General features: G+C 68.5%; 25 protein-coding genes. 19 read left to right on the top strand and 6 right to left on the bottom strand.

Going from position 1 to position 23,229, the window contains the following annotated elements; all coding sequences use genetic code 11:
* Positions 1–117 precede the first annotated feature (117 nt).
* The 8 genes from GTP41_RS14070 (at position 118) to GTP41_RS14035 (ending at position 6,847) form a co-directional block, all read left to right on the top strand.
* The gene (locus tag GTP41_RS14070) at positions 118–717 is read left to right on the top strand and encodes a thermostable hemolysin (RefSeq protein WP_161026198.1); all 600 of its coding nucleotides are present in this window, start codon (positions 118–120) and stop codon (positions 715–717) included.
* Complete coding sequence (locus tag GTP41_RS14065) at positions 695–2,167, top strand: AMP-binding protein (RefSeq protein ID WP_161026197.1); 1,473 nt, start codon at positions 695–697, stop codon at positions 2,165–2,167. The genes GTP41_RS14070 and GTP41_RS14065 overlap by 23 nt, the downstream gene beginning before the upstream one ends.
* Positions 2,164–2,838, top strand: a complete 675-nt coding sequence (locus tag GTP41_RS14060) for an iron-containing redox enzyme family protein (protein ID WP_161026196.1) — start codon at positions 2,164–2,166, stop codon at positions 2,836–2,838. Before GTP41_RS14065 ends, GTP41_RS14060 begins: the two co-directional genes overlap by 4 nt.
* A 1-nt stretch (position 2,839) precedes the next feature.
* A complete protein-coding gene (locus tag GTP41_RS14055) occupies positions 2,840–3,634 on the top strand; it encodes an SDR family oxidoreductase (RefSeq protein ID WP_161026195.1) in 795 nt (264 codons plus the stop codon).
* A gap of 17 nt (positions 3,635–3,651) precedes the next feature.
* Positions 3,652–4,290, top strand: a complete 639-nt coding sequence (locus GTP41_RS14050) for a tetratricopeptide repeat protein (RefSeq protein ID WP_161026194.1) — start codon at positions 3,652–3,654, stop codon at positions 4,288–4,290.
* Between the two features lie 19 nt (positions 4,291–4,309).
* A complete protein-coding gene (locus GTP41_RS14045) occupies positions 4,310–4,975 on the top strand; it encodes a response regulator transcription factor (protein WP_161026193.1) in 666 nt (221 codons plus the stop codon).
* Positions 4,972–6,366: a sensor histidine kinase gene (locus GTP41_RS14040; RefSeq protein WP_161026192.1), complete on the top strand. Its 1,395-nt coding sequence runs from the start codon at positions 4,972–4,974 to the stop codon at positions 6,364–6,366. The genes GTP41_RS14045 and GTP41_RS14040 overlap by 4 nt, the downstream gene beginning before the upstream one ends.
* Positions 6,367–6,454: 88 nt before the next feature.
* A complete protein-coding gene (locus tag GTP41_RS14035; protein ID WP_161026191.1) occupies positions 6,455–6,847 on the top strand; it encodes a bacteriohemerythrin in 393 nt (130 codons plus the stop codon).
* On the opposite strand, the gene GTP41_RS14030 is transcribed toward GTP41_RS14035, so the two are convergent.
* Genes GTP41_RS14030 through GTP41_RS14015 form a run of 4 tightly spaced genes read right to left on the bottom strand, consistent with a single transcriptional unit; the run spans position 6,787 to position 11,060 of the window.
* The gene (locus GTP41_RS14030; protein ID WP_371867356.1) at positions 6,787–7,989 is read right to left on the bottom strand and encodes an MFS transporter; all 1,203 of its coding nucleotides are present in this window, start codon (positions 7,987–7,989) and stop codon (positions 6,787–6,789) included. The genes GTP41_RS14035 and GTP41_RS14030 overlap by 61 nt on opposite strands.
* Complete coding sequence (locus GTP41_RS14025) at positions 7,986–8,846, bottom strand: sterol desaturase family protein (protein WP_161026190.1); 861 nt, start codon at positions 8,844–8,846, stop codon at positions 7,986–7,988. Before GTP41_RS14025 ends, GTP41_RS14030 begins: the two co-directional genes overlap by 4 nt.
* Positions 8,843–10,690, bottom strand: coding sequence for an arsenic resistance N-acetyltransferase ArsN2 (gene arsN2, locus GTP41_RS14020; protein ID WP_161026189.1), 1,848 nt, complete (start codon positions 10,688–10,690; stop codon positions 8,843–8,845). Before arsN2 ends, GTP41_RS14025 begins: the two co-directional genes overlap by 4 nt.
* A 58-nt stretch (positions 10,691–10,748) precedes the next feature.
* Positions 10,749–11,060: an ArsR/SmtB family transcription factor gene (locus GTP41_RS14015; RefSeq protein WP_161026188.1), complete on the bottom strand. Its 312-nt coding sequence runs from the start codon at positions 11,058–11,060 to the stop codon at positions 10,749–10,751.
* A gap of 211 nt (positions 11,061–11,271) precedes the next feature.
* Here GTP41_RS14015 and GTP41_RS14010 point away from each other — a divergent pair, with 211 nt between their 5' ends.
* Genes GTP41_RS14010 through GTP41_RS14000 form a run of 3 tightly spaced genes read left to right on the top strand, consistent with a single transcriptional unit; the run spans position 11,272 to position 14,236 of the window.
* Positions 11,272–12,297: an efflux RND transporter periplasmic adaptor subunit gene (locus GTP41_RS14010; protein WP_161026187.1), complete on the top strand. Its 1,026-nt coding sequence runs from the start codon at positions 11,272–11,274 to the stop codon at positions 12,295–12,297.
* 8 nt (positions 12,298–12,305) lie between these two features.
* Positions 12,306–13,550: an ABC transporter permease gene (locus GTP41_RS14005; RefSeq protein WP_161026186.1), complete on the top strand. Its 1,245-nt coding sequence runs from the start codon at positions 12,306–12,308 to the stop codon at positions 13,548–13,550.
* A complete protein-coding gene (locus tag GTP41_RS14000) occupies positions 13,547–14,236 on the top strand; it encodes an ABC transporter ATP-binding protein (protein ID WP_161026185.1) in 690 nt (229 codons plus the stop codon). Before GTP41_RS14005 ends, GTP41_RS14000 begins: the two co-directional genes overlap by 4 nt.
* 3 nt (positions 14,237–14,239) lie before the next feature.
* Here the strand turns inward: GTP41_RS14000 and GTP41_RS13995 are convergent, their stop codons facing one another.
* Positions 14,240–14,848 (bottom strand): TetR/AcrR family transcriptional regulator, encoded by a 609-nt coding sequence (locus GTP41_RS13995; RefSeq protein ID WP_161026184.1) that lies wholly within the window; start codon positions 14,846–14,848, stop codon positions 14,240–14,242.
* 96 nt (positions 14,849–14,944) lie between these two features.
* Here GTP41_RS13995 and GTP41_RS13990 point away from each other — a divergent pair, with 96 nt between their 5' ends.
* Genes GTP41_RS13990 through GTP41_RS13955 form a run of 8 tightly spaced genes read left to right on the top strand, consistent with a single transcriptional unit; the run spans position 14,945 to position 21,709 of the window.
* Positions 14,945–16,225, top strand: coding sequence for an NAD(P)/FAD-dependent oxidoreductase (locus GTP41_RS13990; protein WP_161026183.1), 1,281 nt, complete (start codon positions 14,945–14,947; stop codon positions 16,223–16,225).
* Entirely contained in the window at positions 16,222–16,992 is a 771-nt protein-coding gene (locus tag GTP41_RS13985) for a DUF1365 domain-containing protein (protein ID WP_161026182.1), read from the top strand. The genes GTP41_RS13990 and GTP41_RS13985 overlap by 4 nt, the downstream gene beginning before the upstream one ends.
* Positions 16,992–18,206: a class I SAM-dependent methyltransferase gene (locus GTP41_RS13980; RefSeq protein WP_161026367.1), complete on the top strand. Its 1,215-nt coding sequence runs from the start codon at positions 16,992–16,994 to the stop codon at positions 18,204–18,206. Before GTP41_RS13985 ends, GTP41_RS13980 begins: the two co-directional genes overlap by 1 nt.
* On the top strand, positions 18,166–18,732 hold the full coding sequence (locus GTP41_RS13975; RefSeq protein ID WP_161026181.1) for a chalcone isomerase family protein: 567 nt from the start codon (positions 18,166–18,168) through the stop codon (positions 18,730–18,732). Before GTP41_RS13980 ends, GTP41_RS13975 begins: the two co-directional genes overlap by 41 nt.
* Positions 18,729–19,997 carry an MFS transporter gene (locus GTP41_RS13970; RefSeq protein WP_161026180.1) on the top strand — a complete coding sequence of 423 codons (1,269 nt, stop codon included), beginning with the start codon at positions 18,729–18,731 and terminating at the stop codon, positions 19,995–19,997. The genes GTP41_RS13975 and GTP41_RS13970 overlap by 4 nt, the downstream gene beginning before the upstream one ends.
* Positions 19,978–20,508 carry a DUF3833 domain-containing protein gene (locus GTP41_RS13965; protein ID WP_161026179.1) on the top strand — a complete coding sequence of 177 codons (531 nt, stop codon included), beginning with the start codon at positions 19,978–19,980 and terminating at the stop codon, positions 20,506–20,508. Before GTP41_RS13970 ends, GTP41_RS13965 begins: the two co-directional genes overlap by 20 nt.
* Positions 20,496–21,272: an SDR family NAD(P)-dependent oxidoreductase gene (locus GTP41_RS13960; protein WP_161026178.1), complete on the top strand. Its 777-nt coding sequence runs from the start codon at positions 20,496–20,498 to the stop codon at positions 21,270–21,272. Before GTP41_RS13965 ends, GTP41_RS13960 begins: the two co-directional genes overlap by 13 nt.
* On the top strand, positions 21,269–21,709 hold the full coding sequence (locus tag GTP41_RS13955; protein ID WP_161026177.1) for a nuclear transport factor 2 family protein: 441 nt from the start codon (positions 21,269–21,271) through the stop codon (positions 21,707–21,709). The genes GTP41_RS13960 and GTP41_RS13955 overlap by 4 nt, the downstream gene beginning before the upstream one ends.
* Here GTP41_RS13955 and GTP41_RS13950 read toward each other — a convergent pair.
* Positions 21,678–23,189 carry an FAD-binding oxidoreductase gene (locus GTP41_RS13950; RefSeq protein ID WP_161026176.1) on the bottom strand — a complete coding sequence of 504 codons (1,512 nt, stop codon included), beginning with the start codon at positions 23,187–23,189 and terminating at the stop codon, positions 21,678–21,680. The two genes, GTP41_RS13955 and GTP41_RS13950, sit on opposite strands and share 32 nt — an antisense overlap.
* Positions 23,190–23,229: the final 40 nt, after the last annotated feature.

The raw sequence follows: 23,229 nt of genomic DNA, 5'->3' as shown, positions 1-23,229 counted from the left end.
CACCTTAGCGGCCGGGTTGCCAATCGAACATGACCGCGATCAAGTTTATCCGCTTAATCCCGGGATAATGTTCCTTGCATACAGTCATCCCAACCGTTGTTTTAGCCGAGGGATGCCATGCTGAGCGCCAATGCCGATTTACCCGCCACCCACGCCCCTGCGGCGGGCCGCACCGAACTGTTCCCGCGCGGCGCACCGGGGCGGGCCGCGCTGGAAGCCTTTATCGCCGACTCCTTCCGCGCCAGTTACGGGGCGGAAGTCAGCCATTTCAGCGAAATGCTGCTCGGCGTGCGCGCCGGCGACGGCCGCTGGATCGCCGGCCTGGGCTACACGCCCGCCGCGCTCGGGCCGCTATTCCTGGAGCACTATCTGGACGCCCCGGTGGAAACGGCCATCAGCGCCCACGCGCGCAAGCCGGTCGAGCGCGCCGCCATTGTCGAAGTGGGCAACCTGGCCGCCACCCATCCCGGCGCGGCGCGCGCCCTGATCATCAGCACCACCCAGCTGCTCAACACCCTGGGCCTGCGCTGGGTGGTGTTTACCGCCACCGTCAGCCTGCTCAACTCCTTCAGCCGCCTGCGCCTGCAACCGCATGTGCTGGCGCCGGCCGACCCGGCGCGCCTGCCCGATGGCGGCCAGCACTGGGGCAGCTATTACGACACCCACCCCAAAGTCATGTTTGGCGATATCCACTATGGTTACACACAACTTTCCTGAGACTTTCCCCGCCGGCCGTCCGGTGCTGGACGACGGCAGCCGCAGCCTGGATGGGGCCGCCCTGGCGGCCCGCATCGCCCGCCTGTGCGCGGTGCTGCAGACGCGCCGCGCGCCGCAGGCGCCGGTCGCCATCCTGGCCGACAACAGCCCGGAATGGCTGGCGGCCGACCTGGCCACCCAGCAGCTCGGCCTGACCCTGGTGCCGCTGCCGCTCTTCTTCACGCCGCCGCAATGGGCCCACGTGCTGCAGGAAAGCGGCGCCAGCGCCGTGCTGGCGCCGCCGGGCGCACCGCTGGCGGCTTTTGGTTTCGGCGAAGCGCTCGATTGCGGCGGCCCCCTGCAGCTGTACCAGGCCGCCGCGCCCAGCGCCCAGCCCGGCCCGGCGGCGACGCAGAAGATCACCTTCACTTCCGGCACCACGGCGGCGCCGAAAGGCGTTTGCCTGTCCACCGCGCAGCAATGGGAGGTGGCGCGCGCCCTGCAGCAAGGCGTGGCGCCGCTGCGCCTGGAACGCCACCTATGCCTGTTGCCGTTCGCCGTGCTACTGGAGAATATCGCCGGCCCCTATACCGCCATGCTGAGCGGGGCCACCACGATTTGCCCGCCGCTGGCCGAAGTGGGCCTGGCCGGCGCCAGCCAGTTCGACCCGCAGCGCTGCCTGGACGCCATCGCGCGCTACGCGGCCCACAGCATCATCGTGCTGCCACAAATGCTGCAGGCCCTGCTGGCGGCCCTGGCGCCCGGCGACCAGCGCGCCGCCAGCCTGCGCTTCATTGCCGTGGGCGGCGCCAAAGTCCCGGCGCGCCTGCTGGCGGCGGCCCGCGCGCGCGGCCTGCCCGTGTTCGAAGGCTACGGCCTGTCGGAATGCTGCTCGGTGGTGGCGCTCAACCTGCCGGGCGCCGAACGCGCCGGCAGCGTCGGCAAGCCGCTGCCGCACCGCCCGGTGCGCATCGCCGCCGATGGCGAAATCGAAGTGGGCGGCGCGCTGGCGCACTACCTGGGCCAGGCGCCGGCCACCGGCGGCTGGCTGGCAAGCGGCGACCTGGGCCACCTGGACCCGGACGGCTACCTGTACATCGACGGCCGCAAGAAGGACATCCTGATCACCGGCTTCGGCCGCAACGTCTCGCCTGAATGGCCGGAGGCAGCCCTGATGGGCAGCGGCCTGCTGGCGCAGGCGCTGGTGGTGGGCGACGGCCAGCCCTGGCTGGCGGCCCTGCTGGTGCCGGCCGCGCCGCAGGTCACGCTGGCGCAGCTGCAGCAGGCGGTCGAGCTGGCCAACCGCGAGCTGCCCGACTACGCCCAGGTGCGGCGCTGGACCCTGGTGCCGCCCTTCACCCCGGCCAACGGCCTGGCCACCGCCAACGGCCGCCCGCGCCGCAATGCGATCGTGCAGCAGCATGCCGCGCTGATCGCCTCACTGTACGACCACACGGAGCAAACCGCATGAGCTTTTTCGAGACCCTGAAGGCTGGCAGCGACACCGAACGCCAGCAGATGTTCGCCATCCCCATCATCCAGGACGCGCTGCGCGGCCAGGCCAGCACGGCGCAGTACACCGCCTTCCTGGGCCAGGCCTACCACCACGTGCGCCACACCGTGCCGCTGCTGATGGCCTGCGGCAGCCGCCTGGGCCCCGACTACGAATGGCTGCGCGAAGCCATTGCCGAGTACATCGAGGAGGAAGTGGGGCACCAGGAATGGATCCTGAACGACATCGCCGCCTGCGGCGGCGATGCCGAAGCGGTGCGCCGCAGCCAGCCCCATGCCAGCACCGAACTGATGGTGGCCTACGCCTACCACCAGATCGACCGCGCCAATCCGGTCGGCTTCTTCGGCATGGTGCATGTGCTGGAAGGCACCAGCATCGCCCTGGCCACGCATGCCGCCGACACCCTGCGCGGCGCCCTGGGACTGCCGCCGGAGGCTTTCAGCTACCTGAATTCGCACGGCAGCCTGGATATCGGCCACGTCGCCTTCTTTGAAGGCCTGGTCAACCGCCTGCAGCGCGCCGAAGACCAGCAAGCCGTGCTGCATGTGGCGCGCATGATGTACAAGCTGTACGGCGACGTGTTCCGCAGCCTGCCGCACGGCAGCGCCCTGTTTGAACAGGCGGCGTGACATGGGCCGTCGCACCCCGCAACGATACCGCGCCGTGCTGACCGGCGCCGGCGGCGGCATCGGCTCGGCCATCGCGCGCCGCCTGGCGCCGCAGGCCGATGCCCTGCTGCTGGTGGGCCGCCAGCCGGCGCCGCTGGCCGCCCTGCGCGCCGAACTGGGCCCGCAGGTGCAGGTCGTGTGCGGCGACCTGACAGCGCCCACCACGCTGGACGCCATCGAGCAGGCGGCGCGCGCCATGGGCGGCGTCAACCTGCTGGTCAACAACGCCGGGATCAGCCAGTTCCACAGCTTCGAGACGCAAGCGCCGGAAGCCATGCGCGCCATGCTCGATACCAACCTGCTGGCGCCCATGCTGCTGACGCGCCGCCTGCTGCCGCTGCTGCACCAGGCGCCGGCGGCGCAAGTGGTGAATATCGGCTCGGTGTTCGGCCTGCTCGGCTACCCCGGTTTCGCCGCCTATGGCGCCAGCAAGGCCGGCCTGAAAGGGTTTTCCCAGGCGCTGCGGCGCGAGCTGTCCGACAGCGCGATCGAGGTGCGCTACTTCGCCCCGCGCGCCACCCGCACCAGCATCAATAGTTCGGCGGTAAACGCCATGAACAGCGCCCTTGGCACTGCCGAAGACAGCCCGGAAGCCGTGGCCGACGCCTTTGCCGACTTCCTGGCCGGCACCGCGTGGCAAGCCACCATGGGCCGCAAGGAAAGCTTTTTCGTCATGCTGAACCGCCTGCTGCCATCCCTGCCGGACGACGCCATCCGCAAGCAGCTGGCCGTGATCCGCCAATACCTGCCCAAATAACATCAAGGAGAAACCCCATGAAAACCCTCGCCAAACTCGCCGCCCTGCTTCTGCTGCCGGTCTCCATCGCCTTGGCTGGCGTGCCGGAGGACGTCAGCAACCTGCAGCAAAAATGGGAACAGATCCGCTACAAGACGCCCGCTGCGGCGCAGGAAGCGCAGTACGAACAACTGGTGGCCGAGGCGCAAAAGACCGCCGCCGGCAATCCCGGCAGTGCCGACGTGCTGATCTGGTACGCTATCATTGAATCGACGTATGCCGGCGCCAAGGGCGGCCTGGGTGCGCTGTCGCACGTGAAAAGCGCCAGGAAGGCGCTGGAACAGGCGATTGCCATCAATCCGGACGCGTTGAACGGCTCTGCCTACACCAGCCTGGGCTCCCTGTACTACCAGGTGCCGGGCTGGCCGATTGGTTTTGGCGACGACAAGAAGGCACTGGAATACCTGAAAAAGGGCCTGGCGATCAATCCGGACGGCATCGACCCGAACTACTTCTACGGCGACTTCCTGTTCCGCAAGGGCGAGTATGCCGAAGCGGAGCGGGCCCTGAACAAAGCGCTGCAGGCGGCGCCGCGTCCGGGCCGCAAGGTGGCCGATGAAGGCCGGCGCGGGGAAATCGAGCAGCTGCTGGCGAAGATTGCCGCCAAACGCAAGTAATGCATAGGAGTCACTGCCGTTGAAAATATTGCTGGTGGAAGATGATCCCTCGCTGGCCAGCGGCCTGCAGGTTGCGCTGCGCCGCGCCAACTACACGGTGGAGCATGTCGACGACGGTCCGGCCGCCATCCAGGCCCTGGCGCTGACCCAGTTCGACCTGCTGGTGCTGGACCTGGGCCTGCCCACGCTGGACGGCACCGCCGTGCTGCAGGCCCTGCGCGCGCGCGACAACCCGATCCCGGTGCTGGTGCTGTCGGCGCGCGATTCGACGCGCGACCGGGTGCAGGGCCTGGACCTGGGCGCCGACGACTACCTGACCAAGCCGTTCGAACTGGACGAACTGCTGGCGCGCATGCGCGTGCTGCTGCGCCGCCGCAGCGGGCGCCAGGTCAACCAGTTGACCCTGGGCGAGCTGTCGCTCAACCCGGAAAGCCTGAGCGCCACCTGGCAGGGCCGCCCGGTCGAGCTGCAGCGCCTGGAGTTCATGCTCCTGCTGCAGCTGGCGGAAAATCCGCAGCGCGTGTTCAACCGCGCCCAGCTCGAAGAATCGCTGTACGGCTGGGGCGAAGGGGCGGAAAGCAACACCATCGACGTGCACGTGCACCACCTGCGGCGCAAGATCACGCCCAGCGTCATCAAGACCATCCGCGGCGTCGGCTACCGCATGGGCGACCTGGCCGCATGAGCACCCACCTGTACTCGGCGCGGCGGCGCCTGGTGGCCGCCACCCTGATTTGCATGCTGCTGATCTTCCTCGGCATCGGCATCGGCGCGCGCGGCGTGGCGCGGCACGAATCCGATGAACTGTTCAGCGCGCGCCTGGCCACCTCGGCGCGCGTGCTGGAGTCGCTGGTGGCGCGCCAGCTGGAGCACGCCACGGTCAGCCAGCCCATCATCATCGACCTGCCGCACGAACTGGAAACCATCACCAGCGACGAACCGGAAGTGTTCGGCCACCGCTACGAGACCAAGATCGCCTTCCAGGTCTGGCGCAATGACGGCGTGCTGCTGGCCAAATCGGCCTCGGCGCCGTCGCAGGCGCTGGCGCCGCTGCGCGCCGGCTACTCGGAAAACCACGCCGACGGCGCCTACTGGCAGGTGTTCGCCCTGCGCTCAGGCGCGGTGTGGGTGATGGCGGCCGAGAAGGACGAAGTGCGGCAGGAGATGTCGGACGATATCGGGAAATCGATCCTGGTGCCGCTCGCCATCGGCGGGCTGCTGATGCTGGCCGCCGTCAATTTCCTGATCCTGCACAATATGCGCCCCTTGTCCGAGCTGGCGTCCCGCATCGCCGCGCGCGAACCGGAATCGCTGGAGCCGCTCACGCTGCCGGAGACGCCGCTGGAAATGGCGCCCATCGTCACCGAGTTGAACCACCTGCTGGACCGCATCCGCGCCGCCTTCGAGCGCGAGCAGCGCTTCCTGAACGCCGCCGCGCATGAAATCCGCACCCCGATCGCCGCCCTCCAGCTGCACCTGGAGAACGCCCTGCGCGCCGCCACGCCCGAGCAGCGCGACGCCTCGCTGGAGCAGGCCATGGCCGGCGCGCGCCGCACCAGCAAGCTGGCGGAGCAGCTGCTGACCCTGAGCCGGATCGCCGCCGGCGGCGACCAGGTGCAGCTGCAAAGCCTGTCCCTGCAAGCGCTGTGCTGCGACGTGATCGGCGCCATGGAGCCGCTGCTGGACCGGCGCGGCCAGGGCATCTGGCTGGATGCCGGGCAGGATTGCGCGGTGTGGGGCGAACCCACCCAGTTGCGGCGCCTGCTGCAAAACCTGGTCGACAACGCATCCCAGCATGGCGCGCCGCAGGGCGAAATCCAGGTGCGCCTGGCGCGCGGGGACAACTGCGCCGTGCTGGAAGTGGCCAACGACGGCCACCCGATTCCCGAGCAGGAAATCGACAAGCTGTTCACGCCCTACTACCGCCTGCCGGGCGCCGTGCCGGGCGGCCACGGGCTGGGGCTGGCCATCGTGCAGGAGATCGTCGAGTTGCACCACGGCAAAATCGAGATCGCGCGCAAGCCCGACGGCCAGGGCACCGTGGTGCGTGTGCGCCTGCCGCTGGCCAACGCCTGATCCCAGCATGCCTTGATCCAGATCATGGAGCAGGCGGCGCCGCCGGGCGCAGACTGGGGATGGACTCCCCCACGCGAAGGAAAACCGCATGCGCCTGACCCATCCATCAAACGCCGCCCAGGACTGCGCGACGGCGCTGGACCAGTTGCACGACCGGCTGCTGGACATGGCCGTGCGCGCGCTGGCACTGCCGCCCGAGCAGTTCGCTTCCGCCTTTGCGCAACTGGTGGCCAATATCGAGCTTGATTTCCGCTTCGAAGAGCGCTTGATGGAAAGCTTCGACTGCGCCGATGCCCACCTGCACCGCGAGCAGCACGCGCGCATGCTGGCCGGCCTGCACCACGCCGCCGCCGCGCTGGACCAGGACGACCCGGTCCCGGCGCAGCGCGCCCTGTCGGCCCTGCGCGAATGGCTGCCCTTTCACATCGATACCCAGGACCGCCACCTGCTGCGCGCATGGCTGCGCACCGCAAAGACGTAAAGGCCGAACGACGCCAGCGACAACAGGAACAGCCCTGCCAACAGCCCGTCGTAGCCGCCCCCGTCGAGCACCAGGGCCAGCAACAGGGGCGCCGCCGCCTTGGCGATGAGCGAAGGCGCGGCCAGGGCACCGGCAATGGCGCCGTAGTGCGCATGGCCGAATACCGCCTGCGGCAAGGTGCCGCGCAGGATGGTCAGCACGCCGTTGGTCATGCCGTACAGGACGCAGAACAAGGCCACCGCCCAGGCGCTGGCGCCTTGCAGGTACAGCACCAGCAGCGCCGCCGGCAAGCCGGCGAATGTGGCCACGCCCACCGCTTGCGGCGTGGCGCGCCCCACCAGGAAGCGTTCGATCAGCCGGCCCGCTACCTGCATCGGCCCGATCAGCGCCGCCAGCATCACGGCCAACTGTTCAGCGTGGCCGATCTTGCCGATCAAGGGCAGCAGGTGCACCGACAGCGCCGAAAAGACGAAGGCGTGCGCCGCGAACACGCTGGCCAGCAGCCAGAACACCGGCTGCGCCAGCGCCTGCCGCAGGGAGTACTGCTGCGCAGCGTCCTTGCCCTGCGGCGTCGGGGCGGGCGCCGCGCCATCATCCAGCAGCAAGTGCATGGGCAGGCAGGCCAGCAGCAAAGCCAGCGCAAACACCATGCACACGTAGCGCCAGTCCTGCCGCCCCAGCAGCCACGCGGTCAAGGGCCAGAACACGGTGCTGGCCAGTCCGCCCAGCAGCGTGACGTTGGATATCGCCTTGCGCGAAGCCTCGCGCAGGCTGCGGTTCAGGGTGGCGAAGGCGGCCTCGTACAAGGTCATCGCCATGCCCAGTCCCATGATGGTCCAGGCGGCGAAGTAGCCCGCCAGCCCGCTGCTCCAGGCCAGCGCCAGCAGGCCGCAGCCGGATACCAGGGAGCCCGCCGCCATGACGCGCCGGCCGCCGACGCGGTCGATGACGATGCCAACCGGTAGCGAAGCCAGCCCGGCCACCAGCACCGCCCAGGAAAAGGCGCCGTACAACTGGGCCGGCGACAGGCGCAGGTCGGCCTGGATGGCAGGCGCCATGACACCGAAGGCGTAGTACAGGATGCCCCAGGAAATCACCTGCGTCAGGCCCAGCACCACCACCTGCACGGTGTCGCGCCTCACCGGCAGCACCCTGGCGTGAACATCGAGAACAGCTGCCCGCCAAACGATGCGCGCGCCGGATAGCGGCTGCCGCCGTACAGGCCGACGCGCGCGGGGTCATTGCCCTGCGCCTGGTAGCGGAAGGTGCCGAACACCTGGTCCCAGAGCACCAGCGCGCGGCCAAAGTTGCTGTCGCCCTCCCCGCTCCGGGCGGAATGGTGCCAGCGGTGCACCTCGTTGGTGCTGAAGACGTAGTTCAGCCACCCGCTGCGCAGCGGCAGGTTGGCGTGCTGTGTCATCAGCACCGGCAAGGTCAGCGCCAAGTAGGCCAGCACCACATCCTGCGGCGCGCCGATTGCGAACAGCGGGACGATGCCCAGCAAGTAATTGAGCGCATAGTTCAGCGGATGGATGCGGAAGTTATTCAGCGCATACAGCCTTGCGCTGCCATGGTGCAGGGCATGCAGCCACCACAGGGCCGGCCGCGCATGGTGCAGGCGGTGCGACCAGTAGTGGCCGAATTCCGCCAGCAGCGTGGCCAGCGCCACTTGCAAGGCGAATGGCCACTGCAGCGGGAACAGCTCGACGCCAACGGCCATGGGCGCCAGCCACTTCAGCAGCGGGTCGACCAGGGCGAACAGGAGCAGCGCGCTGGCCAGGTCGGTGCCGGTATCGCCCAGCGAGCGCGTCCACTGCGCACGGTAAGGCATGACGCGCTCCGCCAGCAACGCCAGCAGCAAGGTCACCGCTGAGGGGGCGACAGCGGCCAGCGCCAGGTCGCCTCCGGTTGCGCGCGCCAAGGCGAACGTGGCCACGCTGGCCAGTATCGCCAGCGGCAGGAAGCCGCGCTGGAACGCATTGCGCAGCGCCGCCTTCATGCGCAGCACCCTGACCCGGCAGTCTGGCGTGGCCGGCACGACGGCGAACCGCCGCAGCCGGCGCCGCCGCCGGCCTTTTGCGCCGCGTCCAGCGCGCAGCAGGCGCCTTCGCCTTGCGGCGCCGGCCCGCCGCAACAGTCCTCGGCGACGCGGGTGTTGCAAACGCCGGTTTCCGGCAGCTCCAGCTGCACATCGTCGGCCGCCGCCAGGTCCCCGGCCAGCGCCGCCACCACGGACCGCACTTGCTCGTAGCCGGTCGCCATCAGGAAGTTGGGCGCGCGGCCGTAACTCTTGGCGCCCACCGCGTAGTAGCCGGGCTCCGGGTGCGCCAGTTCACGATGGCCATGCGGGCGCACGGTGCCGCAGCTATGTTCGTTCGGGTCGATCAGGGGCGCCAGGGCGTCCGTGCTTTCCAGCCAGGGATCGTGGCGCACGCGCAGTTCGCGCGTCAGGTGCAGGTTGGGCCGCGCGCCGGTGGCCGCGATGATGCGCTCAATGCCCTCGATGCCGCGGGTGGCGCCCGCCGCATCCGCCCCCACCACGCGCAACGCAGCGCCCTCGGGCGCGATGGCGCGGATGTGGAAACCCGTATGCAATTCGAGCCGGCCCGAGTCCTTCAGCGCGCGCAGGCGCAGGCCGAGCTGGCCGCGCGCCGGCAGGCCATCGGCTTCGCCGCCGCCGAACACTTTGGCCGGCAGCTCGCCGCGCACAGCCCAGACCAGTTGGGTGCCGGGCGCTTCTTCCGCCAGTTGCGCCAGCGCCAGCAGGCTGCCCGCCGCCGAATGGCCTGCGCCAACCACCAGCACACGCTTTCCGGCAAAGTCGGCGCGCGCCGCGCGCAGCACATCGGGCATGCCGTAATCAATACGGCCGCGCGCGGCCGCCTCGCCCAGTGCCGGCAAGCCATTGGCGCCGAGGGGATTCGGCTGCGACCAGGTGCCGCTGGCATCGATCACCGCCTGCACCAGGAATTCCTGCTCGCCCTGCGCGCTTTCCGTGCGCACGCTAAACGGCGCCGCTCCGCGCCCGCGGCTCTTGACTTTGTCGAAGCCGGCGCGCGCCAGCTGCAGCACCCGCTGCCCGGTGCGGATGTGCGGCGCCAGCAGCGGCAACCGCGCCAGCGGTTTCAGGTAGCGCTCGACGACCTCGCCTGCCGTCGGCAGCTCGCCGGCCGGCGGCGCGCTCCAGCCATGCGCCTGCAGCAAGCCGCGCGCCGCGTGGTCGATGTTGTACTGCCACGGCGAGAACAGGCGCACATGGCGATAGCCCGCGAGGTTCGCGCCCACATCGGCGCCGGCTTCCAGCACCAGCGGCGTGAAGCCGCGCGCCAGCAGGTGGGCCGCGGCCGCCAGCCCGACGGGACCGGCGCCGATGACGGCCACCGGCAGCGCCGCCGGCGCGCCGGCCACCTCGGCCTTCATCAGCGTGGCCGACGCCGGACACACGCCCTGGAACTCGCGCGAGGCCTGCAAGGCCGCCGGCGCCGCATCGCGCTCGATGCGCTGGAAGCCATGCTTGCCGAAAAAGCCGGCCGCCGTGGTAGTCAGCAGGTACATGGCCTGCACCCCTTCCGCCAGCGCCTGGCCACGCAAGGCGTCCAGCAATTGCGCGCCCGTGCCCTGCCCGCGCAGCCGCTCGGCCACGACGAAGGAGCGCAGCAGCACTGCCGCGCCATAATGCTCAAAGCCGCCCGCTGCCAGCACCGTGCCGCCAGCCTCGCCGACCAGGAAATGCGCCAGGTGCTCGCGCGCGCCCTCCAGCGGCAAGCGCGCTGCCAGCAGCAAGCCCTCGATCGCGGGCCAGTCGGTCGGGGCCGCAGCCCGATAGGTCAGAACTTCACTCATTTGCATGCTCCTTTGTCATTCGGCGAATTACGAATAATTCGGTTCAAAAAAATGCCCTTCACAGGGCATTGATCAATTGTTTGAGCTGTCCGATCCGCTCCGGGTTGATGCAATAGCAAACCCGCTGCGCGTCGGACGAGCCCAGGATCAGCCCGGCCTCCTTCAAGACGGTGACGTGCTGGGAAATGGTGGACGGCGACAACGGCAGGACGTCGGCCAGGTTGCCGAAGTAGCAGGCGCCATACGACGCCAGGTAGCACAGCAACTGCACGCGCGCCGGGTGCGCCAGCGCCTTGCACAACCGGGCCACCTCCTCGGCATCCACGGCGGGCAGGCCGGCGCCCGGTTTGACTTCGCAACAACTGGCCATACATCCCTCATTCGTTCATCGACGAATAAAGAATAATTCCAATCGCGGCGAACTGTCAATATATTTCGATGTTATTCGAAATGTGCTGCCGCGCCGCCCGATCTTGCCGCCCAGGGTTTTGTGCTAAATTCAACGGGCATGACCCAGGTCATTGACCGGCTCCCGGCGCCGCCGCCAAACTGGGGGCCATCCAGACTGCTGGAGCCTATCCATGCCCGACCCCGTCCGACCTTTCCTGCGCTGGCGCCTGGCAGCTGCCGTGGCGCTGCTGGCAGCTGTGTCAGCTTTCGCCTGGCGCCAATGGGGGCCGTTGCCGGTCAGCGTGGCGCGCCTCGAGCGCGGGCCGGCGGTGGATGCCATCTACGCCACCGGGACGGTGGAGCCGACCGTCATGCTGCCGCTGGCGCCGCGCGTCGGCGGCCGTCTGGCCGAGCGCACCGTTGACGAAGGCGCCACCGTGCGCAAAGGCCAGGTGCTGGCGCGCCTGGACGATGCCGACCTGGCCGGCAGTGTGGATGAACAGCGCGCCCGCCTGGATTACAGCCGCAGCCAGCACGCGCGCGCCGCCGCGCTGGCCGCACGCGGTTTCCTTTCCAGCGGCGAAGCCGAACGCACCAAGGCCGAGATGCTGGCGGCGGAAGCGGCGCTGCGCCGCGTGCGCGCCCAGCGCGACTACATGGCCCTGCTGGCGCCCGCCGACGGCACCATCATTCGCCGCGACGGCGAAGTGGGCCAATACATCAGCCCCGGCCAGGCCGTCTTCGTGCTGGCCTGCTGCGCGCCGCTGCGCGTTACCGCCGAAATCGACGAGGAGGACATCAGCCGCGTGCGCGTGGGCCAGCCGGTGGTGCTGAAGGCGGACGCCCTGCCCGGCAAGGTATTCGACGGCAGCGTCGCCGAAATCACGCCCAAGGGCGACCCGGTGGCGCGCAGCTACCGCGTGCGCATTGCGCTGGCGGCGCCGGGCGCCCTGCAGACCGGCATGACGGTCGATGCCAACCTGGTGGTGGGGCGGCGCGAAAACGCCATCCTGCTGCCGGCCAGCGCGGTGCAAGGCAATGCGGTCTGGATCGTCGAAGGCGAACGCCTGCGCCGGCGCGCCATTGTGCCCGGCATCCGCAGCCCGCAGCGCATCGAGGTGCTGCAAGGACTGGATGGCAGCGAACGCGTGGTAGCGCAGCCTGGCGCCGACCTGGCGCAGGGACGCCGGGTGCGGGTGCAAGCCGGACCGCGCTAGGGGATGGCATGCGCGTCCAGTTTTCCATCGCCCTGGCCCACCTGCTGCGGCGGCGCCGCTCCACCCTGGTATCGCTGCTCGGCATCTCGCTTGGCGTCGCCTTCTTCCTCGCCGTGTCGGCGCTGATGCGCGGCTCGGAGCGCGACTTCCTCAAGCGCCTGGTCGACAACAGCCCCCACATCACCGTGCTGGACCAGTACCGCAGCGCGCGCGTGCAGCCGGCCGAACTGCGCTGGCCCGACGCCGCTGTGGCCATCAGCAATGTCAAGCCGCCGGTCGAAACGCGCGGCATCCGCAGCCACCGCAGCAAACTGGAAAGCATCGAAGGCTGGCCCGGCCTGCGCGTGGCGCCGGTGCTGCGCGGCTCGGCGGTGCTGACCTTCGCCGGCCAGCAGCAAGGCGTCAGCCTGTCGGGCATTGTGCCGGCGCGCATGAAGGACGTTTCCACCATCGACGAGCAGATGGTGGCCGGCACGCTGGACGACCTGGCCGCCGCGCCCAACGGGCTGGTGATCGGCCAGGGCCTGGCCGAGAAATTCCAGCTGGGCCTGGATAGCACGGTCAGCATGGTCACCGCCAGCGGCGGCGCGCGCGTCATGAAGGTGGTGGGCATTTTCCGCACCGGCAATGCGGCCTACGACGAGGGCGAAACCTTCACCTTGCTGAAACGGGCGCAGGTGATCCTGGCGCGGCCCAACCGCGTCAACCGCTTCATCATCCAGCTGGCCGACCCGCAGCAGGCGCGCACGGTGGCGGCTGGCATCGAGCAGGCCATCGGCTACAAATCCGTGTCCTGGATCGAAGCGTCGGAGGACCTGCTCAGCCTCCTGCTGGTGCGCAATATCATCATGTACAGCGTGGTCACCGCCATCCTGGTGGTGGCAGCGTTCGGCATCTACAACACCATCTCGACCATCGTGGTCGACAAGCGGCGCGATATCGCCATCCTGAAGGCGATGGGCTTCAGCGCGACCGACATCCGCCATATCTTCCTATACCAGGGCGCGGTGATCGGCCTGCTGGGCAGTTGCGCCGGGCTGATGTTGGGCTACGGCATGATGCACGTGCTGGCCAGCGTCGAACTGAAACCGCCCGGCGTGAGCGACGTGGTGCACCTGCCGGTGTGGTGGGGCGCGGAGCAGTACCTGCTGGCGATCGCCTTCGCCATGGCGGCCTGCCTGTGCGCGGCCTACCTGCCCGCCAACAAGGCCGGCAAGCTGCAGCCGGTCGACACCTTGCGGGGCGCCATATGAGCAGCGTGCTGCGCGCCGAGCATTTGCTGCGCCGCCTGCAGGGCGACGTGCCGGTCACGCTGGTCAACGACGTGTCGCTCGATATCCAGCGCGGCGAGTTCATTTGCATCATGGGGCCGTCCGGCTCCGGCAAGTCGTCCCTGCTTTACCTGCTTGGCTTGCTCGACAGGCCCGACAGCGGCCAGCTCTGGCTGGAGGGTGAAGCCCTGGCCCGCTACGACGAGGAGCGGCTGGCCGCGCTGCGGCTGGCCAAGCTGGGCTTCGTCTTCCAGTTCCACTTCCTGCTGGCCGAGTTCACGGTGCAGCAAAACGTGATGCTGCCCATGCAGCGCCTCGGCCGGCGCGACGACGGCGCCGCGCGCGCCTATGCCCTGCACTTGCTGGAACGGCTTGGCATTGCCGACCAGGCGGCGAAATTTCCCTCGCAGCTGTCTGGCGGGCAGCGCCAGCGGGCGGCGCTGGCGCGCGCGCTGGCCAACGACCCGGTACTGATACTGGCCGACGAGCCGACCGGCAACCTGGATTCGGCTTCCACCCTGAACGTGCGCCAGATCCTGCGCAGCCTGGCCGACGCCGGCCAGACCGTGGTGGCGGTCACCCACGACGCCGGCTTCGCCAGCGCCGCCGATCGCTGCATCGGTCTGGTCGACGGCAGCATCGACCCGGACTGGCGGCCCGCTGCCTGACGCTTAGGTGCGGAAGCCTTCGAACGACACCTTCAGCATGTGGCGCACGATGTCGTCGTCGCTCATCTTGCTGAACTTTTGCAGGTACTCGACTGCCGGATCGCAGGTGCGGGCGTAGTAGCTATACAGGATAACGTCGGTCGGCAGGGCCGGATTCAGCAAACCTTCCTTCTGCGCCTGCTTGACCAGGCCTTCCAGCAGGCGGTTCAGCTTCAGCACGCGCGTCATGTACTTGAAATTCCGCATCAGCATGTCGCGCACGTGCGGGCTGGTGGAGGGCAGGAAGGGCAAGCCGCCGCCCAGGCGCACGCGCATGGCCCACTCCAGCAAGGCTTGCAGCTTTTCGACCGGATTCAGCGCGGCGGGCAGCTTGTCGACTTCCTCGATCGCCCCTTCCAGCAGGCGCACCATGGCCTCCCCCACCAGCTCCTCCTTCGATTTGAAGTGCTTGTAGAGGCTCGGTTTCGAGATGCCGACCGCGCCCGCGACGTCGTCCATCGTCATCAAATCATAGCCCTTGCTGCTCAACACAACCGTCGTCACGTCCAGGATTGCGTTCTCGCGCAGCTTAAATGCCTGATTTTTAAAGCTAAACTTCGGAATGATACTCATGAGTTAAATTTCGCTACTAATCAGTAGCTTTTGTAAGTTGTTGGTAGTAATATTAGCACGCCGGTAGGTTCCGGCAGAAAAATCCGACAAAAGACCATGACACAGACACGCCAACGCATCGCCGTAATCGGCGCCGGCATCTCCGGCCTGGCCAGCGCCTACTTCCTCAACCGCCGCCACGACGTGGTGCTGTACGAGGCGGGCAACTACCTTGGCGGCCATAGCAACACCGTCGATGTCACGCTGGAGGGCCGCACTTGCGGCGTCGATACCGGCTTCCTGGTCTATAACGAGCGCACCTACCCGAACCTGATCGCCCTGCTGGACGAACTGGGTGTGGCCAACATCGCCAGCGATATGTCGTTCGCCGTGTCGATGGACGACGGCGCGCTGGAATGGGCCGGCACCAGCCTGGACACCCTGTTCGCGCAGCGACTGCGCCTGCTGTCGCCGTCCTTCCTGCGCATGGTGATGGATATCCTGCACTTCAACCGCCACTCGCAGCGCTACCTGGGCCAGGTGGGCGGCAGCGCCGTCACCCTGGAGCAGCTGCTGCGGCAGAACGCCTACGGCGCCTTGTTCCGCGATGCCTACCTGCTGCCGATGGCGGCCTCGATCTGGTCCAGCACGCCGGCCGATATCCTCAAATTCCCGGCCGCGACCTTCCTGCGCTTCTGCCTGAACCACGCGCTGCTGCAGGTCAACGACCGCCCGCAATGGCGCACGGTGCAAGGCGGTGCGCGCGAGTATGTGCGCAAGATCGCGGCCACCCTGCCCGACTGCCGCCTGTCCACGCCGGTGCTGGCCGTCACGCGCAACGCCGGCGGCGTCTCGCTGCTCACCGCGCACGGCACCGAGCAGTACGACGCCGTGGTGCTGGCCACCCACGCGCCGAGCTCCCTGTCGATGCTGACCGACGCCAGCGCGCAGGAGCGCGCCGTGCTGGGCGGCGTGCGCTATCAACCCAACACCGCCTGGCTGCACACCGACCGTCGCCTGATGCCGCGCCAACGCAAGCTCTGGTCGGCCTGGAACTACCTGTCCGGCGCCAGCGTCGACGGCGAGCGCCCGGTGTGCGTCACCTACTGGCTGAACCAGTTGCAAAGCCTGCCGTTCGAAACGCCGGTGCTGGTCACGCTCAATCCGCAGCAGGCGCCGGAAGCGTCGTCGGTGTTGGCGCGTTTCGAATACGAGCACCCGATCATGGACCAGGCCACCATCGACGCGCAGCAGCTGCTGCACACCATCCAGGGTGCCGGCCAGGTGTGGCATGCCGGCGCGTGGAGCGGCTACGGCTTCCATGAGGACGGCCTGAAATCGGCCCTGCGCGTGGCGCAGGCCTTCGACTGCGCGCCGCAATGGACTCACCTGCCATGAACGACCAAGCGCTGCACGGGCAACTGCTGCATGGCCACGTCATGCATGAGCGCGTGCGGCCGCAGCGCAACCGCTTCACCTACCCGGTGTTCTACCTGCGCCTGGACCTGGACCGCCTGCAAGACTGCAACAGCTTCTGGTTCGGCGTCGACCGCCGCCGCCTGCTCTCGCTGCGCACGCGCGACTATGGTCCGCGCGACGGCAGCAGCCTGGCCGACTGGATGCGCGCCCTGCTGCGCGAGCACGGCATCGCTGCGGACGGCCGGATCTGGCTGCAAACTTTTCCCCGCATCGCCGGTTTCGCGTTTAATCCGGTCAGCTTCTGGCACTGCCACGACGCGCAAGGCAAACTGTGCGCGGTACTGGCGGAGGTCAACAACACCTTCGGCGCCAGCCACTGCTACCTGCTGCGCGTGAACCCGGAAGACGGGCGCGCCGAAAGCGCCAAGCAACTGCATGTGTCGCCGTTCTGCCGGGTGGAAGGGCACTACCGCTTCCGCTTCCGCCTGGGCGAAACCAGCCACGCCACCAGCATCGACTACCACGATGCCGACGGCCTGCTGATCAAGACCGCCGTCGCCGGCAAGCCGCAGCCGCTGTGCGACGCCGCCTTGCTGCGCGCCCTGCTGCGCCAGCCCTTGCTGTGTGTCGGCGTTGTGGCGCGCATCCACTGGCAAGCATTGCGCCTGTGGCTGAAAGGCGTGCCCTTCCTTGGCAAGCAGCCGGCCGCGGCCAAGAATATTTCCCTGCAAGAGGACCTACCGTGATCAATCCCACCCTCGCCATCCGGCAGCTGGCAGCACCGGCCGGCGCCAAACTCTTCCTGTCGCTACTGGGCCGCCTGCGCCACGGCCACCTGACCCTGGTCACGCCGGACGACACGCACATGGTCTTCGGCGACGCCCACATGGCGCACGGCGCCACGCTGAAAATCAGCGACTGGCGCGCCTGCGGCCGCATCCTGCGCGCCGGCGACATCGGCTTTGCCGAAGCCTACGCCGCCGGCTGGATCGACACGCCCGACCTGGCCGCCCTGCTGCGCCTGGCCTTGCGCAACGAGCAGCAGCTGGAGCGCGCTGTGTTCGGCGGTGCGCTGGCACGCTGCTGGTACCGCCTGCGCCACCTGCTGCGGCCCAATACCCGCACCGGCAGCAAACGCAATATCCACGCCCACTACGATCTGGGCAACCCGTTCTACGCCCTGTGGCTGGACCCCAGCTGGACCTACTCCAGCGCCCTGTTCGAAGGCGACTACAGCCTGCCGCTGCAGGAGGCCCAGCGCCGCAAATACCAGCGCATCATCGACACGCTCGGCCTGCGCGCCGGCGACCGCGTGCTGGAAGTCGGTTGCGGCTGGGGCGGTTTCGCCGAACAGGCGGCGCGCCAGGGCATCCATGTGCACGGGCTGACCATCTCGCAGGCCCAGCTGGCGCATGCGCAGCAGCGCATCGCCAGCCAGGGCCTGGCGCCGCTGGTGCAGCTGGAGCTGCGCGACTACCGCGATATCGACGGCCAGTACGATGCCGTGGTGTCGATTGAAATGTTCGAGGCGGTCGGCGAGAAATACTGGCCGGGCTACTTCCGCACGCTGGCGCAGCGCCTGCGCCCGGGCGGCAAGGCCATGGTGCAGTCGATCACCATCGGCGAGCGCTACTTCCCGCGCTACCGCAGCAGCACGGACTTCATCCAGGAGTACATTTTCCCGGGCGGCATGCTGCCCAGCGTCGAGCGCTTTATGCAGCAGGCGGCCAATGCCGGCCTGGCCACGCAGGATATCCACGCTTTCGGCCCCGACTACGCGGAAACGCTGCGGCGCTGGGACAAGCAGTGCAACGCGCAGCGCGCGGAGATCGCGGAACTCGGCTTCGACGAGCGCTTCCAGCGCATCTGGCATATGTATTTCGCCTATTGCGAGGCGGCGTTTGATGAGGGGCGAACCAATGTTGTCCAATTCCTGCTGGCCAAGCCTGCGCTGGCCTAGGCTGGCGCTCCGCGCGGCGCTTTGCCTGGCGCTGGCCGGCATCGCCTTGCCTGGCCTGGCGCAAACCTCGTGGCGCGATGAGCTGCCGCAGGCGCGCGCCGTGGGCGGCGGCGAGTTGCGCTGGTTCGGCTTGCGCATTTACCACGCCACGCTATGGAGCGAGAAGCAGCCCTTCGACCCGGCGGCCCGCTTTGCCCTGCAATTGCGCTATCACCGCAGCATCAGCCGCGACCGGCTGGTACAGACCAGCATGGAGGAGATCCGCCGCCTGGGCAACGCGCCGCGCGACGCGGCGACCCTGCAGCGCTGGGAGGCCCGCCTGCGCGAGGCCTTCGTCGACGTCGCCGACGGCGACCAACTGGTCGGCCTGCACCTGCCGGGCCAGGGGATGCGCCTGTACGACCAGCACCGGCTGCGCGCCGAAATCGCCGATCCGCAGTTGGCGCAGGCTTTCTTCGACATCTGGCTGCACACGGACAGCCGCGACCAGAACCTGCGCCGGCAGCTGCTGGGAGGCCAGCCATGAACGCGCGCTGGCTGCGGCTGGACTTTGCCGCCTATGGCTTGCTTGGCCTGCCGCTGGCGATGGCGGCTTTGCCGGTGTATGTGCACCTGCCCGCCTTTTATGCCTTGCAGCTCGAAGTCAGCCTGGTGCAACTTGGCTGGGTGCTGTTCGCGGCACGCCTGTTCGACACGCTGCAGGACCCGGCGCTTGGCCTGCTGGTGGACCGTCTGGGGCAACGTGTCGCGCCCTGGCTGGGCGCCGCCGCCGCGGTTTTCGGACTGGCTTTTGCCGGCATGTGGTTCCCGCCGGCCGGTGCCGCGGCGGCCGTCGCATGGCTGGCCGCCATGCTGGTGCTGGCGTATTGCGCGCACAGCTTCCTGAACATCGCCTACCTGGCCTGGGGCGCCAGCCTGGATGGGGGGGCCTCGCGCACCCACGCGCTGCTTGGCCCGGCCGCATGGCGCGAAGGGGCCGGGCTGGCAGGCATCATGCTCGCCAGCGCCATCCCCGCCGCCATCATGGCCGGCGATGCGGACAGCGTACCGGCAGGCATGGCGTGGTACAGCGCAGGCTTTGCCTTGCTGCTGGCATTGGCGCTGGGCGCGCTGCTGCAATGGGCGCCCGCGTGGCAGCGCAATGACAGCGCCCGCGCTGGCGACACGCCGCACTGGCGCCAGGCGCTGGACGCCATGCGCCGCAACCGCCGCTTCCTGCGCCTGCTCGCGCCGTACTTCCTGAACGCGCTCTCCGTATCGCTGCCGGCGACGCTAGCCCTGTTCTTCATCCGCGACCAGCTGCAAGCCCCGGACCAGGCAGCAGGCTTCCTGCTGGCCTACTTCGCCGCCGCCGTCTGCGGCCTGCCCCTGTGGGTACGCCTGGCCGCCCGCATCGGCACCGCGCGCGCCTGGCGCCTCGGCATGCTGCTCGCAGTCACCGCCTTTGCCGGCACCAGCCTGCTCGGTCCCGGCGACAAGCTGCCCTACCTGCTGGTATGCATCGGCGCCGGCGCCGCGCTGGGTGCCGACCTTGCCCTGCCGCCGGTGCTGTTTGCCCAAACGACCAAACCCGGCGCCGGCATGGGCGTGCACTACAGCATCTACACCCTGCTCGGCAAACTGGCGCTGGCCTGCAGCGGCCTGACGCTGCCGCTGCTGGCCGCCTTCGGCTACCGCCCCGGCGAAGGCCCGAGCGCCGCGCTGCCGGCCCTATACGCCGGCCTGCCCTGCCTGTTCAAACTCTGCGCCCTGTACGCAATCTGGAGCCTTGATGAAAAAGACCATCCTTAGCGCAGCCCTGCTCCTCAGCGCCTGCGCCGGCCGCGACGTGCAGCACTACGCCCCGGCGCAGCCCAAGCTCGACGTCGCCGCATTTTTCAGCGGCACCACCGACGCCTGGGGCATGTTCCAGAAACGCGGCGGCGAAGTGGTGAAACGCTTCCACGTCACGATTGAAGGCAAGGCCGACAACGGCACACTGGAGCTGGACGAAAAATTCCGCTACGACGACGGCAGCACCCAGCGTCGCGTGTGGCGCCTGGTCGCCCAGCCCGACGGCCGCTGGCAAGGCACAGCCGACGATGTGCTGGGCAAGGCGCGCGGCGAAGTCGCCGGCAACGCCCTGCGCTGGCAGTACACCCTGCTGCTGCCGGTCGACGGCAGCACCTACGAAATGCAGTTCGACGACTGGATGTTCCTGATCGATGAATGCACCATGATCAACCGCGCCAGCATGCGCAAGTTCGGCATTGAGCTGGGCCAGGTCACGCTGATGTTCAGGAAACGGTCATGCGCCCATTGAACCGCCGCATTGAAAACTGGGAAGGCAAGCGCGTCTGGCTGGTGGGCGCGTCCAGCGGCATCGGCGCCGCCCTGGCAGCGGAAGCGCTGGCCGCCGGCGCGCGTGTCGCACTGTCGGCCCGACGCCTCGAACTACTGCAAACGGTCGCCGCCGACCACCCGCATGCGCTGGCCTTGCCATTCGACGCGCTGGACCAGGCAGCCTGGCCGGAAGCCTACCGCGCCGCCTGCCAGCTGTTCGGCGGCATCGACCTGGTGGTCTTCTGCGCCGCCGAATACCGCCCCGAACGCAGCTGGGAAGTCACGCCCGCCGGCGCCGCGCGCACCCTTGGCATCAACCTGGGCAGCGTCTACAGCGGCCTGGCCACCGTGCTGCCCGACATGCTGGCGCGCGGTAGCGGCGGCATCGCCATTGTCGCCAGCGTGGCCGGCTACCTCGGCCTGCCCAAGGCCAGCGTCTACGGCCCCAGCAAAGCCGCCCTGATCAACCTGGCCGAACTGCTCTACACCGACCTGCACCCGCGCGGGCTGGACGTGTACCTGATCAACCCCGGCTTCGTGCGCACCCAGCTCACCGCCCGCAACGACTTCGCCATGCCGGCGCTGCAGACGCCGGAAGCGGCGGCGCGCGCGATCCGGCGCGGCATGGCCGCCGGACGTTTTGAGATACACTTTCCCTGGCGCTTCACGCTGCTGGTTAAACTGGTACGCATGCTGCCCTACCGGCTGCGCTTCGCCCTGCTCGCCCAACTCGCCAAGACATGACCACATCGCTCGACACGCTGCTGGACTGGTACACCAGCCTGACACCCGACACCGTGCAGCGCGCCGGCGAGCACTACGCCGCCGACGCCCACTTCCGCGACCCGTTCAACGACGTGCGCGGCATCGCCGCCATCGAAGCGGTCTTCGACCACATGTTCGAAACAACCGGGAACCCGCGCTTCATCATCCGCCAACGCATGCTGCAGGGCGAGCAAGCCTTCGTCACCTGGCAGTTCGAGTTCGACCTGCGCGGCAAGCACTACACGGTGGAAGGCGCCTCCCACATCCGCTTCGGGCCGGACGGCAAGGTGGCAGATCACCGCGACTACTGGGATGCGGCGGAAGAGCTGCTGCAAAAGCTGCCCATCGTCGGCCTGCCGATCAGGTGGCTGCGCCGCCGGCTGGCTACGCCGGCTGAACGCCTTGCGGCATATTGAACACGCGCTCAGGGTCGTACTGCTTCTTCACGCGCGCCAGGCGAGCATAGTTCGCGCCGTAGTAGGCCGACTGCCAGTCGGCCAGCAGCGGATCAAGGTAATTCACGTAGGCTCCGCCGCTGCTCCACGCCTTCATCTTGCCGCGCATGCGATTAGGGTAAGCGGTGTCGTACACGCCGCGATTCGGCCAGGTCGCGTACTCCAGGCTGAATAGAGCCTTGCGATGCGCGAAGGCCGTCGCATCGGGTGCAATGCGGCTGATGGCGCCGCCCATATGGTCGAAGATGTAGGACCCCGCAATGCCGCCCGCCCCCGCATCCAGCACCGCCTGGCCCAGCGCCGCAATGCCGGCCGCAGGCAGCAGTTCGTTGAAGAAGTCCGAACTCAAAAGCGAATCGTACCGCGTCTTGCGTCCTTCCGGCGTGGAACCGCTCACGCTGCACTGCGCCGGCGTATCGCCGGCGCACATGCTCCAGGCCACGTCCCGATACGGCATCTGGTTGATGGAAGTCGACAGGTGCGCGCGCGGCACGCCGGTCGCTGCCAGGAAGGCATCCCAATGCGGCTGCAGCAAGGCCGCGCCACCAAGGCAATACGCGCTCACGGTGCCGGCCGCAGCACCCGGGCCGAACTGCACATAGACCTGGCCCCAGATATTATCCGGCAGCGATTGCGGCCAGCGCTGCCAGGCATCGAACACCGCCGCGAAATCCTGGAAGCGGAAATCCGCGCGCGCCACGGTGATGTCCTGGATTGGATGCGTCTTGAAGGTAAAGGACGTGGCAACCCCAAAGTTGCCGCCGCCCCCGCCGCGCAAAGCCCAGAACAGCTCCGGTTCGGTGGCCGCATCGCAGGTGAGCACGCGGCCATCTGCGGTCACCACCTGCGCCGCCAACAGGTTGTCGCAAGTTAGCCCATACTGGCGGTCCAGGATGCCGATACCGCCGCCCAGGGTAATGCCAGCGATACCCACTGTCAGGCAAGTGCCGGAAGGGATGCAGACGCCCTTGGCAATCAGCGCGTCGTACACCTCCGCCAGGCGCGCACCAGCCCCGATCCTGGCCGTGCCGTCGGCGTTCACCTGGATCGCATTCATCGGCGTCACATTCAACACCACACCCGTGGTGGTCGAAGTCCCCGCCCAGCTATGGCCGCCGCAGCGCGGCGTCACGGCCAGCTTGTTGGCGCGCACAAAAGCCAGCCCCGCCTTGACGTCGTCCACCGACGCGCACTTGATGATGGCCGCCGGCTTGATGTTGTCGAAATGGGTGTTGGCCAGCAGGCTGGCGGCGACATAGCCCGGGTCGGACGGCCGCAGCAACTGCCCTTTGAGCGAAGACGCCAGGCCAGACCAATTCAAGCCAGGATCGCCCGGCGTGAGCGGCGGCGGCGCCGTGCCCGACGATCCGCCGCCCCCGCACCCGGCCAGCAAAGCTGCCGTTGATCCGCCTGCCAGTTCGAGAAAACGCCTGCGATCCATGTGCTCCCCCATGATGACGGACCGCCACGGCCCGGGAGCT

The sequence above is a fragment of the Pseudoduganella guangdongensis genome (assembly GCF_009857475.1).
In the GTDB taxonomy this organism is placed as follows: domain Bacteria; phylum Pseudomonadota; class Gammaproteobacteria; order Burkholderiales; family Burkholderiaceae_D; genus Rugamonas; species Rugamonas guangdongensis.
The sequence above is the reverse complement of the archived record's forward strand: the minus strand, read 5'-3'. Positions and strand labels throughout refer to the sequence as shown.

Bases quoted from the DNA above. Each gene is read 5' to 3' on its own strand.
- GTP41_RS14070 (WP_161026198.1), top strand. From the start codon at position 118: ATGCTGAGCGCCAATGCCGATTTACCCGCCACCCACGCCCCTGCGGCG.
- GTP41_RS14065 (WP_161026197.1), top strand. From the start codon at position 695: ATGGTTACACACAACTTTCCTGAGACTTTCCCCGCCGGCCGTCCGGTG.
- GTP41_RS14060 (WP_161026196.1), top strand. From the start codon at position 2,164: ATGAGCTTTTTCGAGACCCTGAAGGCTGGCAGCGACACCGAACGCCAG.
- GTP41_RS14055 (WP_161026195.1), top strand. From the start codon at position 2,840: ATGGGCCGTCGCACCCCGCAACGATACCGCGCCGTGCTGACCGGCGCC.
- GTP41_RS14050 (WP_161026194.1), top strand. From the start codon at position 3,652: ATGAAAACCCTCGCCAAACTCGCCGCCCTGCTTCTGCTGCCGGTCTCC.
- GTP41_RS14040 (WP_161026192.1), top strand. From the start codon at position 4,972: ATGAGCACCCACCTGTACTCGGCGCGGCGGCGCCTGGTGGCCGCCACC.
- GTP41_RS14035 (WP_161026191.1), top strand. From the start codon at position 6,455: ATGCGCCTGACCCATCCATCAAACGCCGCCCAGGACTGCGCGACGGCG.
- GTP41_RS14025 (WP_161026190.1), bottom strand. From the start codon at position 8,846: ATGAAGGCGGCGCTGCGCAATGCGTTCCAGCGCGGCTTCCTGCCGCTG.
- arsN2 (WP_161026189.1), bottom strand. From the start codon at position 10,690: ATGAGTGAAGTTCTGACCTATCGGGCTGCGGCCCCGACCGACTGGCCC.
- GTP41_RS14015 (WP_161026188.1), bottom strand. From the start codon at position 11,060: ATGGCCAGTTGTTGCGAAGTCAAACCGGGCGCCGGCCTGCCCGCCGTG.
- GTP41_RS14010 (WP_161026187.1), top strand. From the start codon at position 11,272: ATGCCCGACCCCGTCCGACCTTTCCTGCGCTGGCGCCTGGCAGCTGCC.
- GTP41_RS14005 (WP_161026186.1), top strand. From the start codon at position 12,306: ATGCGCGTCCAGTTTTCCATCGCCCTGGCCCACCTGCTGCGGCGGCGC.
- GTP41_RS14000 (WP_161026185.1), top strand. From the start codon at position 13,547: ATGAGCAGCGTGCTGCGCGCCGAGCATTTGCTGCGCCGCCTGCAGGGC.
- GTP41_RS13995 (WP_161026184.1), bottom strand. From the start codon at position 14,848: ATGAGTATCATTCCGAAGTTTAGCTTTAAAAATCAGGCATTTAAGCTG.
- GTP41_RS13990 (WP_161026183.1), top strand. From the start codon at position 14,945: ATGACACAGACACGCCAACGCATCGCCGTAATCGGCGCCGGCATCTCC.
- GTP41_RS13985 (WP_161026182.1), top strand. From the start codon at position 16,222: ATGAACGACCAAGCGCTGCACGGGCAACTGCTGCATGGCCACGTCATG.
- GTP41_RS13975 (WP_161026181.1), top strand. From the start codon at position 18,166: ATGTTGTCCAATTCCTGCTGGCCAAGCCTGCGCTGGCCTAGGCTGGCG.
- GTP41_RS13970 (WP_161026180.1), top strand. From the start codon at position 18,729: ATGAACGCGCGCTGGCTGCGGCTGGACTTTGCCGCCTATGGCTTGCTT.
- GTP41_RS13965 (WP_161026179.1), top strand. From the start codon at position 19,978: ATGAAAAAGACCATCCTTAGCGCAGCCCTGCTCCTCAGCGCCTGCGCC.
- GTP41_RS13960 (WP_161026178.1), top strand. From the start codon at position 20,496: ATGCGCCCATTGAACCGCCGCATTGAAAACTGGGAAGGCAAGCGCGTC.
- GTP41_RS13955 (WP_161026177.1), top strand. From the start codon at position 21,269: ATGACCACATCGCTCGACACGCTGCTGGACTGGTACACCAGCCTGACA.
- GTP41_RS13950 (WP_161026176.1), bottom strand. From the start codon at position 23,189: ATGGATCGCAGGCGTTTTCTCGAACTGGCAGGCGGATCAACGGCAGCT.